The organism is Candidatus Thermoplasmatota archaeon, from assembly GCA_030018475.1.
Classification (GTDB): Archaea; Thermoplasmatota; JASEFT01; order JASEFT01; family JASEFT01; genus JASEFT01.
In genome coordinates, this window is the sequence record JASEFT010000032.1 from 1 (window position 1) to 14,258 (window position 14,258).

Consider the following 14,258-nt stretch of genomic DNA (forward strand, 5'->3'; position numbering starts at 1 on the left):
TGTTTTTCTTTTCCCGTGAAGGGCTTTTCTTTTTTCTAAAAAGAAAAGGGCTTCAAAGAAAAAATATAAAAAATGCGAACTTGACTGTGAATATATAAATGTTCAATCTATTATTAATAGCGCCCATATGCTCATTACTTGGATTGGCCTTTGCAGGTTATTTAATATTTAGTATTCTAAGGAGTAACGAAGGCACTGAAGAAATGACGAAAATTTCTAAGGCAATAAGGGAAGGGGCTAAAGCATATATTAAAAGGCAGTACATGGGAGTATCAGTATTTCTGGTTGCAGTATTTGTTATATTGCTGATACTAAGTATAAAAAATTTTCTGACTGTCTTTGCGCCATTTGCATTTCTCACTGGGGGCTTACTCTCAGCACTTGCGGGCTATATAGGAATGACTGTAGCAGTTAATTCTAACTCTAGAACTACTTACGCATCGCAAACATCTCTTAATAAAGGATTGAGAGTAGCTTTTTCTAGCGGTATGGTAATGGGACTTGTAGTCGTAGGCTTGGCATTACTGTTTCTGAGCCTTTGGTATCTAGGGCTGGATTATTACTACACAGTAAACAAACCAGAAAATATTACAAGCGCGCTTTTATGCTTCTCTATGGGCGCAAGTTCTGTTGCGCTATTTGCTAGAGTAGGAGGAGGCATATTTACAAAAGCCGCTGATGTAGGCTCTGATTTAGTTGGTAAAGTAGAGAAAGGCATACCTGAAGACGATCCTAGAAATGCGGCTGTAATTGCAGATCAAGTTGGTGATAATGTAGGCGATGTCGCAGGCATGGGCGCTGATTTGTATGAATCATACGCAGGCGCAATAGTAGCTGGAATTGTACTTGCATTCGCCTGCGGGCTTGGGCATGGTATAATATTGCCATTAAGTATTGCAGGAGTAGGAATAATAGCATCTATTATTGGTAGTTTTCTGGTAAGGAGTAAAGGAGAGCAGGTAGAGCAGCGAGTACTTTTAAATGCATTAAGAAGGGGAATTTACATAGCCTCGCTGCTTGTTGCAATATTTGCGTTTATTGCGATTTATTACATAGTAGGAATAGAGCGAATCGGATTATATTACGCAGTTCTTGCAGGCTTAGCTGCAGGACTAGCTATAGGATTGATTACAGAATATTATACCTCGCAAAAGTATAAGCCGACTAGGTTTATTTCGCACTCTGCAGAAACAGGTGCTGGAACTGTAATAATTGCAGGACTATCAGTAGGCATGCTCAGTACTATACTACCTATTCTTGCAATCAGCGCCGCTACACTAGCAAGCTACTTTTTAGCAGGTGGCGCTTCAAATCCAACTTTAGGATTGTTCGCAATAAGTCTTTCTGGAGTGGGTATGCTCTCTACACTCGGTATTACATTAGCTACAGACGCCTATGGACCAGTAGCTGATAATGCAGGCGGTATAGCGCAGATGGCGAAGCTAGATCCCAAAGTAAGGGAACGTACCGATGCACTTGACGCACTTGGTAACACCACTGCCGCTACCGGTAAGGGCTTTGCTATTGGCAGTGCCGCTTTAACAGCACTTGCACTTATAGTTGCTTATAAAGAAAAAGTATCACTTGGCTCCGATGAGTTAAGTATAGCTAACCCAAAGCTACTCGCAGGTGTTTTCATAGGAGGAATGTTACCTTTTATATTCTGCGCTCTAACAATGCGTGCTGTAAGTAGAACTGCTGGTAGTATTGTTTTAGAAGTCAGACGCCAGTTTAAAGAGTTGCAGGGCATTATGGAAGGCACTACAAAGCCTGACTATGCCAGAGCTGTAGACATATGCACAAAATCGGCTCAGAAAGAAATGGTCGTTCCCGCGCTTTTAGCTGTTATGAGTCCTCTTGTGGTAGGGCTAATTTTAGGTACTAATGCCCTTCTAGGACTGCTTGTAGGCGCTCTTGTTACAGGCTTTTTACTTGCAACTACAATGGCTAATAGTGGTGGCGCCTGGGATAATGCAAAAAAATATATTGAAGGGGGTAGATTAGGGGGTAAAGGCTCTTTAGCTCATAAAGCCAGCGTAACAGGCGATACTGTTGGCGATCCTTTCAAAGACACTGCAGGGCCTTCACTCAACATCCTGATCAAACTCATGTCAATAGTCTCTTTGGTATTCGCCTCAGTTATAGTAGCTTATAAAATATGGTGAGAAAAATGTACGTACTCTTAGAGCGAGAAGATGTGATAAGAATTCCACCTGAAAAATTATCTGAAAATTTTGAGAAAGTTACTGAGGAAGTAACGCGTGAGACTTTTGAAGGCAGACTTGCAAACGGTATCTTCAATCTCATTATCACAGATGTGGAAGGAGTTGAAGAGTGTAAAATAGTACATGGCGATCCAGGCGTTTATCAAAAAGTTAAATTCACCACTCTTGCATTTAAGCCAGAGCTGCAAGAAATAGTTGAAGGCTTCGTATGCGAGATTTTGGAGTTCGGAGCTTTTGTAAGGCTCGGCTCATTAGATGGGCTTGTACATATAAGCCAAGTTATGGATGATAGAATAAGCTACGATGCAGGTAATCAGAGACTTGTAGGTAAGCAGAGCAAGCGCGATTTAAAAGTAGGTGATAAAGTAAGAGCTAGAATAGTAACCTTAAGTTTTAATGAGCGAGTACCTAGAGACAGTAAAATAGGTCTTACAATGCGTCAGCCAGGAGTTGGTAAATTTGAATGGCTTGAAGAGGCAGAGAAGGAAGTCGAGAAAAAGGAGAAGAAATGAAAGCTTGCAAGAACTGCCACACACTTACAGATCAAGAGCTTTGCCCTAACTGTGGAGGAGCGCTTTCTAGAGAGTGGCATGGCTATTTGATAGTTTTAGATGCGCGGCGCTCAGAGATCGCAAAAAAAATGAATGTTATTAAAGAGGGAAAATTTGCATTAAAAGTAAAATAAAAATGGATCTTTACAAACTGCCTGAAGAGTTGAGAGAGGAGCTGAAAAGGTCTAGAGGGAAAGTAGTCACTAACAGTAAAGAACTTGATAGCTTGGTAAAAGCTAAAACTATTGCTGTAGTAGGCGATATTGCGACTTTGGAACTTTATAGAAGGGGTATAGCACCTAAACTTGCAGTTGTAGATTTTAAAAGCAAACGTGAAAGTAGCGAGAAGTTGAAATCTGAAATTTCAAAAATATATTGTAGAGTAAGGAAGGTAAAAAATCCAGCCGGTACGATAACTTCAGAACTCTGGGATTCTATTAAAGAAGCTTACTGCTCTTCCGAAAATACTAGAATTGAAATAGATGGCGAGGAAGATTTAGCATCTCTAGCTTGTATTGCACTAGCGCCTAAAAATACATTTGTACTATACGGACTGCCTGAGAAAGGGCTGGCAGTAATTGAAGTAACTGAAAAAGAGAAAAAGCTAGTAAACAAAATATTGAAAGAAATGGAGAAGCAACATGGAAGTTGAGCTTCTAACTAAAAAAGAAAACATCCTACTTAACAGAGTTGAGCTCGAATTTAAAGTCAAGCATAAAAAAGAAAAAACTCCTGAAAGAGACGCTGTAAAAGCACAGCTCGCTCCTTTAATAAATGTACCTAAAGAAAATATAGTGATAGCTTGGATGCACTCAGCGTTTGGCGCGGAAGAAACTTTAGGATATGCGAAAGCGTATAGCTCAGTGCAAGACGCACTAAAATCAGAGCGCAAACATTTGCTTGCCAGAAATAAACTTATAGAAGTGAAGGAGAAAAAAGTAGCGAAAGGTGTAAAGAAAGAAGAGAAGCCAAAAGAAAAGTGATCTATGGCAGTCCAAAGAAAATCGCATCAATATTACAGAATAAAGGGAGGTAAGCCAGAAAGAGTTTTGCAGCCATGCCCTAAATGCGGTCCTGCTACCTGGCTTGCTGTGCATAAAGATAGAGTGGCTTGCGGTAAGTGCGGCTATACAGAATGGAAGAAGGCATGAGAGCGACAAAACGGTTAGCAGAATTAGAAGGTCATGAAAGGAATTTAGAGCTCTTATGTGAAGTAGTCTCAGTTGCCAAACGAACCGTTAATGTGGCGGGAAAAGAAAAGACTATATTCTCGGGCTTGCTTACAGACGGTACTGCCACACTACAATTTACTGCATGGAAAGATTTTAATCTAACAGAAAATGAAGCTATTAGAATTCAAAACGCTTACACTACTGTGTGGCGTAACGCAGTACAAATAAATTTAGGTGATGCTACGTTAGTTACTAAAACAAAAGAAGCTGTTACTGTGGAAAAGCCTGAGTATAAAATTAAAGATTTGACTACGTATATGAGCAATGTTTGCGTTACAGGTAAAATTTTAGCTTTGAAGCAGAAAGAAGTAGTTGTAAAAGGCGAAAAAAAGACTTGTTTCTCAGGCACGCTAGGCGATGAAACAGGCAAACTGCCATTTACGGCTTGGAGCGATTTTAATCTTAAAGAGGGCAACGTAATTAAAATAACCAATGGCTATGTTAGAGTTGCCAAAGGGTTGCCTCAGCTAAATTTCGATTCTAACGCTACTGTAGAAAAATTAGCAGTTGATATTGAAGTTAAAGATCGGAAGCTAGAGCTTAAAGAGCTAGAGCGCATAGGAGGGTTTGATGTAATAATAGAAGGGTTTGTTGTTGACATTAGAGCAGGAAGCGGATTGATAATAAGATGCCCATTATGTAAAAGAGTAATTCAGAAAGATTACTGTGCATTGCACGGCGAAGTAAAAGGATTAAAAGACTTGAGAATAAAGGCGGTAATAGATGACGGGACAAGCACTGTCGACGCTCTAATAGGCAGGAATCTTACAGAGCAACTGCTTGGCAAGAGTATGGAAGAATGTGCTGATGAGTTGGCAGTTAAAAGTTCTCCAGAAGCCGTTACAGAAGAGCTTATAAACAAACTGATTGCCAACCCTATTACTCTTAAAGGCTATACTTTGAGAAATGAGCGCGGAGCAATATTTATTGCAACCAATGTCTTGAAATTAGATAGAAATATTGTAGAAGAGGCAAGAGCAATGCTTGAGGAGCTATGATAGCACGGGAATGCGCTTGGCGATTATTTGCGGAAGAGCTAAACTCTTCTTCCTTGCAAGTTGAAGGTAAAGAAAGGGAGCCTTCGTATATTATCACTCCTTTAGGAGCTAAAGTTAATAGAATTTTATGTGTTGGCGTGCTTGCTGAAAAAGAGCTTGTATCTGATAATTTATTGAAAGCCAGAGTAAGCGATCCTACAGGAGTTTTTACACTATACGCAGGCGAATACCAAAAGCAAGCTTTGCATATTCTCAACTCCATGAGTGTGCCTTCTATTGTGGCTGTAATAGGTAAAGTGAAGCTACTCGCTCAGGAGAACGTAACATATATCTCATTAAGACCTGAAATTATAAAAGAAGTAACTTATGAAATTAGGGATTATTGGGTACTTGAAACTTGTATGCATACGAAAAAAAGGTTAGAGCTTATGCAAGAAGCTTTAGCGCTTTCAGAGCCTACCGTCGATAAACTATTAGCTTTAGGCGCTAGTAAAAAACTTGCTGAGGGCATTGTACTGGCGCTGGGCTACTACAAAGATATAGAAATTGAAAAATATTCTCGCTGTATAGCAGATTCGCTGCATCATATAATTGAAGCGTCGCCAAAAGAGCTTGCAGAAGAAGTAGTAGAGCTCCCTCCAAAACCTGAGAAAGCCACACCTAGCGAAAACGAGCTGAAAATATTGGAGCTTATCAAGCAGTTAGATACTGGCAAGGGCGCTAGCTGGGAAAAATTGTTAGATAGTGCTAAAGCATTGACATTAAATCGGGACGAAGTTGAAGAGTTAGTTAATGCACTTATGGATAAAGGGCTTGTCTATGAACCTATTCTTGGAAGGTTGAAGAGTGTGTAGTGAATATGGCAAAAATATTTATAGGAGTTGCATGGCCTTATGCTAACGGCTCTCTCCATTTAGGGCATGTAGCCGGCTCTCTGCTAGCGCCAGATATATTTGCAAGATATCATAGGCTTATAGGAAATGAGGTTTTAATGGTGAGCGGCAGCGATGAGCATGGCACGCCAATAACTTTAGAAGCTGAGAAAAGAAATATGACGCCTAAAGAGCTTGTTGATTACTATCATCAAGAGCACTTAGAATGCCTGAAAAAGCTAGGTATAAGTTTTGACTATTTTTCGCGCACTACAAAAGAAAGCCATAAAAAAGTAGTTCAAGAATTTTTTATTAAGCTCTTTGAAAAAGGCTATATTTGTAGTAAGAAAGTTGGAGCCCTTTACTGCCAAAAATGCAGACGTTGGCTGCCAGATAGATATGTTGAAGGTATTTGCCCTTACTGCAATTTTGAAACTGCACGCGGTGATCAGTGCGAAAAGTGCGGCAGAATTTATGAATGTGAAGAACTCTTGGAGCCTAAATGCAAGTTATGCGGAAGCAGTCCTGAAAGGAGAGAAGCCGAGCATTTGTTTTTAAAGCTTAGCGCTCTAAAAGAGCTGTTGCTCAAATATTTAGAAGATAAAAAATTTTGGAAAGAGAATGTGTACAAATTCACACTTAACTGGGTAAAAGAGCTTAAAGAGAGAGCAATAACTCGCGACATAGATTGGGGAATTGATGTGCCGTTAGAAGGCTATCGGGATAAGAAACTATACGTGTGGTTTGAAGCTGTAATAGGTTATTTATCTGCGAGCAAAGATTGGAGCTTAGAAAGCGGTAAAAGCTGGGAAGCTTTCTGGAAAGATAAAGGAGCAAAGCATTATTATTTTGTGGGTAAAGACAACATACCGTTTCATACAGTTATATGGCCTGCAATGCTAATAGCGCACAACGAACTTGTTCTCCCTTATAACGTACCTGCAAACGAATATTTAACACTTAAAGGTGAGCATTTTTCTAAAAGTAGAGGTATAGCAGTATGGCTGCCTGCCTGCTTAGAAAAATTCGATGCTGACGCTATAAGATACTATCTTATTGTGAACATGCCTGAGACTAAAGATTTGGATTTTTCTTGGGAAGATTTTATTACAAAGAACAATACAGAGCTTGTAGCTACACTAGGCAACTTCATCTATCGCGTGCTTAGCTTCGCGCACAAAAATTTTAATGGTATTCCTAAGAAAGGCAATGAGCTTGATGATTTGGATAATGAAGCTATCAGAATGATTCTTAATACTTACGAAAATGTAACTCGCTCATTAGAGAGATGTGAGTTTAAAAATGCATTGAGGGAGATAATGGCACTGGCGCATTATGGCAATAAATACATAGATGAAAAAGCGCCTTGGAAAATGATAAAAGAGGATAGAAAGAAATGTCAAACTGCCATTTACGTGAGTTGTAGATTAGTAAAAGCTCTGGCCCTGTTGCTAGAGCCTTTTCTACCATTCTCAGCGCAAAAACTACAAGCTCAACTTGGATTTAAATCTAAAAAATGGGGAGATTGTTTAGAAGATATTTCAGAGCACAAACTAGAAAGAGTTGAGATGCTGTTTAAGAAATTAGATAAAAATGTGGCCTCGTAAAAAGCAAAGCACCAAGGAGATGTTCGAAGATTTTGTAGCTCAATATAGCGGTAAAGCTTGCCCATTATGCGGTAGTAGCGATTTGAAGCCGCTCTATAACGATTATGTAGAGTGTTCTCAATGTAAACATATATTCAGTAAGCCTAAAGGGAGAGAGTACTTAGAGAAGGCGCAAAGCTTGTGTCCGCTCTGCGGTTCTAAAGATTACGAGATACTTTTCGAGAATAACGTAGAATGCAAAAACTGTAAATGGGTGTATAGATTAAAGGGAAGCGCATAGAAACTATCTATGCTACCACAATAAAAGCTCTACTTCATACACAGTACCTTCATACACAATACTTCTAGATGCTGAAATTGTGCTCAGCATGGGAGTGTCTGAGAAATATAATAACGTTATTGTTGTGCTGTTCCTCAGGTATAAATTATAAGATATGTCTTTTAGTGTATTATCAAGAAAATCCAGTAGCCATTTAAAATTACCTTCTTTACCAGTTTCATTCCAACCGTTAGGCCCGAAAATAACATATGTAAGATTACTGTTATGATATTTAGAAGCGTCAGTAATATTTAGCGCAATATCGAAACTTCTAAGTGCATCGTTTCCTAAAGTTTTTAAGTATTGCTGTGAGTAGCTCTGCTGCATTAAAGGGGCTCTAAAGCTCCCAATAAAGAGTATTGCTACTATAAATACAAGTGCGCCGAGTGCTGTTTCTATTACATGAATTTGCGCTTTTCTCATCTTTATTAGAGAGGGGATGGCGCTAAGCCTACTAACGGATAGATTACAAACGCAAATGTTATCCAGCCTATACAGCCCATTATAAAGGCATGCTTTAAGCCTGGGATAACCTTACCTTCACACATAAGTCCTCCGACTATGCCATTGCCCAAAGATTGAATCAAAACTGAGCAGAACAATATGAATGCCAGGAGTGCTATGTCAACTTCAGCAATAGCTGCTCCGCCAAGCCCGCCCCCTCCAAACTGTGTAGCCTCAACGCCTGCAGATACCACTGCAGGCAGAAAGATGCCTGAAAGTATTGCTACAACTGCGAGATAAACAAAAAATCCCACGTAGATTACTATCACATACATTGCAGTACCTTTCCTCCTCTCTAACTCAAGCCATTTTATTTCGCGCGCGTCGTTAGAAGCGGTAATGAGAATATCACTTATTCTCCCGCCAGCACGATTCGCTTCCTCAACCAAAGATACGCTTCGCTGTACAAGTTTAGTTTTCACCCTTTCCGCAAGCAGTTTGAGAACTTCTTGAAAAGCAATTCCCCATGATATTTGAGTTGCCATTTTACTGACTTCTTTAGTTAGAGCCCCGTACTCAGTTTTAGAAAGTGCTGTTATAGCTGCAGTCATGCTTAAGCCTCCACGCCAATACTCTGATAAATCGCGCAAGAAATCAGGAAGCTTCTCTTCCATTTTATCTAATTTTTTTATTTTGAAATGCTGATAAAAACTTATAGGCCCTATTGGTAAGAGGACTGCGAGCGCTAAATAACTTATATTTCCACTTTCTGCTTTTATTACTGCTTCACCAGCAGTTGCTGTTATTGTTGAATTGATATAAAGTACAGAAAAAATTATTCCTAAAGCAAGCGATGTTATAATTATAGCTAATTTTATCCAGAAGTCGTATTCTTTCGGCTTTATAATTTTAAGCTCGGCTTTTTTCAATTGTAGCACCAACCGTTCTTGCTAATCACATTCCAGGGGATGCAGACCAGATTATATATGCATATGCTAAATGGATAACAGGCAATAGTATGAATATAATTAAAGCCATGATACCGGGCGAAAATTCGAAGCCGCCACCACCGACCCAAGACATTACAACCATCATTATTAAGAGCAGTAGAGGCGTAGCAACAGCTACTACTAAATAACTTTCGCCCAGTATTCCTAAAGTCTCTATAAAATCACGTTGCTCTCTTCTACCCTCCCTCATATAATATTCAGCTCTTGAGATAAAATAAGTTTTCAAATCACCACCAGCTGTTAGTGTGCCAATCGTACCATTAATAAAATCTCGGAATTTTTCAGAAGGGCTTCGCAAACTTGCGTTTTTAAGTGCAGTAATTAAATCAACTCCCAGCGCGGTAGTATCGCGATATATCCAAGAAGCTTCTTTAGATATTTCGCCATATATTTCTTCCTGCTTGCCCAACGATCTAAATATAGTCTGAGGAGCTGCATGAGCACTTGCCATTGCAGCAATAAAATTAGCTGCATAAGGTAAACGCCTGTCAATGTCTCTTTTCCTCTTTTTAGCCCTACTAGAAGGTGCAGAGATGAATACTGCATAAGTACCGGCTCCAAACAAGATAGGTAATAGAATGAAAATAAGTCGGTGGAAAATGTCAGGCAGTGGTAGAAAAGAAGGCAGCAGTAAGTTGATTATTACAGCTGCTACAAAGCCTACAAATACTCCTATTACAGTATTAAGCCATGTATATGCCAGATAAGCTTCTGGCAATAACTCGATTCTAGCGCATAGAAGCTCGTCTTTTAATCTATAACTTTTAGCCGCAGCCCCTTTAGCAAGTCCTCCTAGCGCTTTGTAACATAACCTTTGATATGCAGTAAGTACCATAGTGCTAAAGTTAAAGAGCCCTTTCGCCAAGCTCGCTTTTTATCCTTTCAAGAACTTCCTGCGGATGCACCTGATATTCCATTATTATTCTGGCTACATCATTATGCTTCCTTATACCTTTTGTTACCATCCATTCTATAACTGCCTGCCGCCTCTTGAGCTCACTCATTATTTCGTCTTTCCTTATGTTAGCTTTTACCATTATTTTCTCTAGCACATAGCTTTTACCTGAGAACTCAAAATCATCTAAGGCAGGAACCCATCTAAAAACCTCGTTAGTAAGCAACTCTTTAGTGTGCGGGTCTAGACCTATAATTTCTATTATCTGCTTGATTCTTCTTACTCTCCTACCGCCAACGCGAGTTTGTATTTGAATGCAGACTGCATCTAATGAAGGAATCATAACTCTAGGTATCTCAATGGGCTTGTTCTCAAGTCTGTGTATTAAGCCTGGCACAGAGTCTGCATGCATAGTAGAATAAGTTGTATGTCCTGTAGCCATTGCTTGAAACAGCACGTAAGCTTCGCTACCTCTTATCTCGCCAACGATAACGTACTCAGGTCGCTCTCTCAGCGCAGCTTTAAGTAAATCGTACATATTAACTTCGCCTGCAACTCTACCGGCAGCAAACTCTCCTCCAAACCCTTCTCTAGTACAGCCCGGTATCCAGTTAGGATGAGGTAAGTTGAGCTCGCGCGTTTCTTCAATACTGACTATTTTCATATGCATCGGTATGAACAGGGATACTGCATTGAGCGTGGTTGTCTTGCCTGAAGCTGTACCACCAACAAAAAGTATGCTCATACCATATTGCACTGCAAGCCATATATAGGCGAGCATAATCGGCGAAATTGTTCTAAAAGTCACTAAGTCAGGGGGTGTAAAAGGATCTTCTCTGAATTTGCGTATAGTAAATGTAGAGCCTTTAGTTGAGACCTCTTTACCCAAAGTCATAACTACTCTAGAGCCATCCATGAGTGTAGAATCGATCAGCGGCGCAGCTGTAGATATGTGCTTACCGCAGCGCTGTGCTAATCTGATAACATAAGATTCAAGTTCGTGCTCGTCTTCATATACAATATTAGTTTCCATAGATTCATATCGACGATGATATATGTAAATAGGTGTTCTTGGCCCATCGCACGAAATATCTTCTATATTAGGATCTTTCATTAACACGTTTATTTTGCCGTAGCCGAGTAAATCACGCTCTATGAAGTAAAATAATTTATCTTCTTCCTCTCTAGCCACAGGTAAAGAATAACTTTTTATTATAGTTTCCATTGCAGCCCTTAAATGCTCTCTGGGAGCTCTATCTAGCTCGTCTATTTTTACATTAACAGATTTTGTAAAAGCATCCTCAGTAGTCTTTAGAATTTCTCTTTCGCGATCTGTTAGTGTAGGCTCCACTATTTCATAAAATCTAGTATGCTCTTTCCTATTGTATAGTATTCTAGCATAGGCGTAAGGCTCTATAAGTGGATAGACTTCTATTTCTTCAAACTCCTCGCCCAGAGTAGCGAATTCAACGCCTAGCGCGGCACCGGGCGGTGCAGGAGCTGCTCCTTCAACAACTTCAAACTCAACAGCTTTTTTCTTCCTTCTTAATCTATCAAATATTTTTAATTTAGGCTTTTCTGGAGGGAGCTCTAACGCTTCAGGTAATGGCGTTATAACTTCAAACTCAGGCGCTTCTAGCTCTTCTCTAACTTCGACCTTTTCAAGTGGTGGAGTGGCAATTTTAAGCTCTTCCTCTTTAGCCTCTCTAACCTCATATTTTCTAGCCTCCGCCCATTCTTCAGGCTTTGCTTCTCTGACTATTTCTTCACCTATCTTCTCTTCCTCAGCCACCCACTCCTTAACTTCTTTAAAACCTTCCTTTGCGCCAGCTTCTTCAGCTTCCTTTATAAGCTCTTTTTCGTAAGGTGTAAATTCTTTTAGTTTTAACTCTTCTGTCTTTGTCTCAGGGACCTTTACTTTAAGCTCAGCAGGTATTTTTTGAGTACCTAAAATTGCTTTAGCCTCTTCTTCACCTACTAAAAGTTCCTTGCCTTTGATTTTTTTAACTTCAGGTATTGCAAACTCTTTCCCTTCAACAGCTTTAGCAACTATTCTAACAGCAACTTTTTTCAGCTTGCCTTTCTCTTCTATAATTTTCTCTTCAAATTTAGCCCCGCATGTAGGGCATTCAGCTGCGAAAGGCGAAATAAAGGAGGAGCATTTACCGCATATAACTCTTTTAACCTCTACTCTAGCCTCTTCTTTCTCCTTAGGCTCTTCCCTTATTCTCCTAACCTGCTCTCTTAGACCCATCTGTTGAAAAACCTCTTTATTAAATATACGTTCTTTCTCATATATTATTTTTATGCTCCGGCCTTAAATACCCTAATAATACCGCTTTCATACGAGATTTTAATAGTGTCTTTAGAACCGGAGGCACTCTCCCTAACCATAATATATCCTGCTATATCGCCTTTAAGCTCAATACCTAAGTTGTAGGTGTGTGCTTCTACACTAGTTTCTAGGGTAGTTATAACTACCGTGGTATTACTGATTTTTATATTGTATTTTATATCCACTGGAGGACTGCCTGCAAGCTCTGTGGAGAAGTGGAAGCTAAGATCGAAGCTAGCATTTTTGCAAACACTTGCTAAATATACAGCTTGCTCTAGCTTGCAAGCTAATCTATTAGCTATATCTTGAAGTAAGAGTTCGATTGAAGAGGTGGTAGCTTCTCTAGCAAGATTGCTGGTGTTTGCTATAACGCTAACTAGCAGCATTGCTGATATTAGATATGTGAACACGTAGCCAATTTCTATATAGCCTTTAGTGCTACGAATTCTAATTATCATGTTATTTTTAATACTATCTCTAAATCGTATATGATAGCTCTCCAATTCAGTTCATTTGGTACCGTCAAGTACTCCTTAGTTCGATTTGTTTTGTAAATTATTCGATCCTTTGCTTCATCCGGTGCCCAGCCTATAAAGTTAGTAATGTCACCGGTTGCATTTTTAATATCGTAATCTTTACGGAAGTAAGAATACCAAGTTTTACGCCAATCGCCAGTGATGTTAATTGTAAGATTTGAAATTTTAGAAGGACCTATGATGTTAGTTGAGTGCAATCTTATATAAAATTTATAGTTTCCAGCAGTGCCACTTTTAATACCAGCGCTTGTAAAGTTCAGTATGTAGATGTAAACTATCGTCTTCTCAGGCACTGTGCTATTCTTCCTCTCTATTATTATAGGCTCGTTAACTAACCAGCGCTCACCCACAGCTTGAGTAACAATTCCTAAATTTTCAAATCTTGTTATATAGGTTCCAAACGGCGAAGCTAATCTGTACTCTATGGATGGTATTTTGGATATATTAGTTTTTTCAGTACCAGTCTCGTCTATGTACGAAATCTTCCAATCTTCCCCGCCACCGAAATAAAGCTCTCCAGCACCTACACTCACAGATACTTCTCTTGTAGAATTCATACCTGCTTTCACTACATCTTCAATTGCCAAATCTAAACTCTCAAAATATCCTAACATTGTTCTGTAATGAGCTTCATACTGCACTCTCTGAATAACTGGTGTAGCCCACTGCATTATACCTGCAGTTACAACAAGCATTATCATAATAAGTAATATCATACTAACAATTGGTGAAACAGCCTTGCTGTCCCATCTAAGCATCATTAAATTTTTAATAGTTTCGGCGATATTAAGTTTTTTTATCATGTAATGCAAAGGTCAGAACCTCACAAGCGCTTTTACAATATTGTACATAATGTCGCCTATAAAGTAAGAGGTAACGAATCCACCGAGCAGAGGAATGATAAAAGGTATTTTAGGAGTTACCCACAGCTCTTTAGCGCCAAGCCTGCGAAGCGCTTCTAGCTCTTTATTCGTATCTTCGCTTCGCTTTGGAAAATAAATTTTTACAATTTTACCGTTTCTAGCTACCTCTAAGGGCCATACAAATTTATGCTCAGCTTCTTCAATAGCTAGTTTATAGCCTAGAAAAGAAAGTGGGAATTTAAAATCTCTGCGTATTAAATTATATACTAAAAAGCATAACGGTAGTATCAAAGTGATAATAATGCCATTTGTAAGTATAACTAAGGGATAGGGCCACAAGAGCTTAATACTAAAATATGCTAGTAAAGGCT

General features: G+C 39.3%; 17 protein-coding genes. 10 read left to right on the plus strand and 7 right to left on the minus strand.

Going from position 1 to position 14,258, the window contains the following annotated elements; all coding sequences use genetic code 11:
- Positions 1 to 98 precede the first annotated feature (98 nt).
- From QMD21_05165 to QMD21_05210, 10 genes are read left to right on the plus strand one after another with little or no spacing between them, the layout of a single operon-like run.
- Complete coding sequence (locus QMD21_05165) at positions 99 to 2,165, plus strand: sodium-translocating pyrophosphatase (GenBank protein MDI6856152.1); 2,067 nt, start codon at positions 99 to 101, stop codon at positions 2,163 to 2,165.
- Between the two features lie 5 nt (positions 2,166 to 2,170).
- Positions 2,171 to 2,737 (plus strand): DNA-directed RNA polymerase, encoded by a 567-nt coding sequence (locus tag QMD21_05170; protein MDI6856153.1) that lies wholly within the window; start codon positions 2,171 to 2,173, stop codon positions 2,735 to 2,737.
- Positions 2,734 to 2,910: a transcription elongation factor subunit Spt4 gene (spt4, locus tag QMD21_05175; protein MDI6856154.1), complete on the plus strand. Its 177-nt coding sequence runs from the start codon at positions 2,734 to 2,736 to the stop codon at positions 2,908 to 2,910. The genes QMD21_05170 and spt4 overlap by 4 nt, the downstream gene beginning before the upstream one ends.
- 2 nt (positions 2,911 to 2,912) lie before the next feature.
- Positions 2,913 to 3,428 (plus strand): DUF359 domain-containing protein, encoded by a 516-nt coding sequence (locus QMD21_05180; GenBank protein MDI6856155.1) that lies wholly within the window; start codon positions 2,913 to 2,915, stop codon positions 3,426 to 3,428.
- Positions 3,418 to 3,759 carry a 30S ribosomal protein S24e gene (rps24e, locus tag QMD21_05185; protein ID MDI6856156.1) on the plus strand — a complete coding sequence of 114 codons (342 nt, stop codon included), beginning with the start codon at positions 3,418 to 3,420 and terminating at the stop codon, positions 3,757 to 3,759. The genes QMD21_05180 and rps24e overlap by 11 nt, the downstream gene beginning before the upstream one ends.
- Positions 3,760 to 3,762: 3 nt before the next feature.
- Positions 3,763 to 3,927 carry a 30S ribosomal protein S27ae gene (locus QMD21_05190; protein ID MDI6856157.1) on the plus strand — a complete coding sequence of 55 codons (165 nt, stop codon included), beginning with the start codon at positions 3,763 to 3,765 and terminating at the stop codon, positions 3,925 to 3,927.
- Positions 3,912 to 5,006, plus strand: coding sequence for a hypothetical protein (locus QMD21_05195; GenBank protein MDI6856158.1), 1,095 nt, complete (start codon positions 3,912 to 3,914; stop codon positions 5,004 to 5,006). The genes QMD21_05190 and QMD21_05195 overlap by 16 nt, the downstream gene beginning before the upstream one ends.
- Positions 5,003 to 5,860 carry a hypothetical protein gene (locus tag QMD21_05200; GenBank protein MDI6856159.1) on the plus strand — a complete coding sequence of 286 codons (858 nt, stop codon included), beginning with the start codon at positions 5,003 to 5,005 and terminating at the stop codon, positions 5,858 to 5,860. Before QMD21_05195 ends, QMD21_05200 begins: the two co-directional genes overlap by 4 nt.
- Positions 5,861 to 5,865: 5 nt before the next feature.
- A complete protein-coding gene (gene metG, locus QMD21_05205) occupies positions 5,866 to 7,485 on the plus strand; it encodes a methionine--tRNA ligase (protein ID MDI6856160.1) in 1,620 nt (539 codons plus the stop codon).
- A complete protein-coding gene (locus QMD21_05210; GenBank protein MDI6856161.1) occupies positions 7,472 to 7,765 on the plus strand; it encodes a hypothetical protein in 294 nt (97 codons plus the stop codon). Before metG ends, QMD21_05210 begins: the two co-directional genes overlap by 14 nt.
- A 12-nt stretch (positions 7,766 to 7,777) precedes the next feature.
- On the opposite strand, the gene QMD21_05215 is transcribed toward QMD21_05210, so the two are convergent.
- The 7 genes from QMD21_05215 to QMD21_05245 form a co-directional block, all read right to left on the minus strand.
- Positions 7,778 to 8,227 (minus strand): hypothetical protein, encoded by a 450-nt coding sequence (locus QMD21_05215; GenBank protein MDI6856162.1) that lies wholly within the window; start codon positions 8,225 to 8,227, stop codon positions 7,778 to 7,780.
- Positions 8,228 to 8,232: 5 nt separating this feature from the next.
- Positions 8,233 to 9,177, minus strand: coding sequence for a type II secretion system F family protein (locus QMD21_05220; protein MDI6856163.1), 945 nt, complete (start codon positions 9,175 to 9,177; stop codon positions 8,233 to 8,235).
- 25 nt (positions 9,178 to 9,202) lie between these two features.
- On the minus strand, positions 9,203 to 10,093 hold the full coding sequence (locus QMD21_05225) for a type II secretion system F family protein (GenBank protein ID MDI6856164.1): 891 nt from the start codon (positions 10,091 to 10,093) through the stop codon (positions 9,203 to 9,205).
- Positions 10,094 to 10,103: 10 nt separating this feature from the next.
- Positions 10,104 to 12,407 carry an ATPase, T2SS/T4P/T4SS family gene (locus QMD21_05230; protein MDI6856165.1) on the minus strand — a complete coding sequence of 768 codons (2,304 nt, stop codon included), beginning with the start codon at positions 12,405 to 12,407 and terminating at the stop codon, positions 10,104 to 10,106.
- A gap of 50 nt (positions 12,408 to 12,457) precedes the next feature.
- The gene (locus QMD21_05235; GenBank protein MDI6856166.1) at positions 12,458 to 12,946 is read right to left on the minus strand and encodes a hypothetical protein; all 489 of its coding nucleotides are present in this window, start codon (positions 12,944 to 12,946) and stop codon (positions 12,458 to 12,460) included.
- Entirely contained in the window at positions 12,943 to 13,827 is an 885-nt protein-coding gene (locus tag QMD21_05240; protein ID MDI6856167.1) for a hypothetical protein, read from the minus strand. Before QMD21_05240 ends, QMD21_05235 begins: the two co-directional genes overlap by 4 nt.
- Positions 13,828 to 13,839: 12 nt before the next feature.
- The coding region (locus QMD21_05245) for an A24 family peptidase C-terminal domain-containing protein (GenBank protein ID MDI6856168.1) at positions 13,840 to 14,258 on the minus strand (419 nt) is incomplete at its 5' end.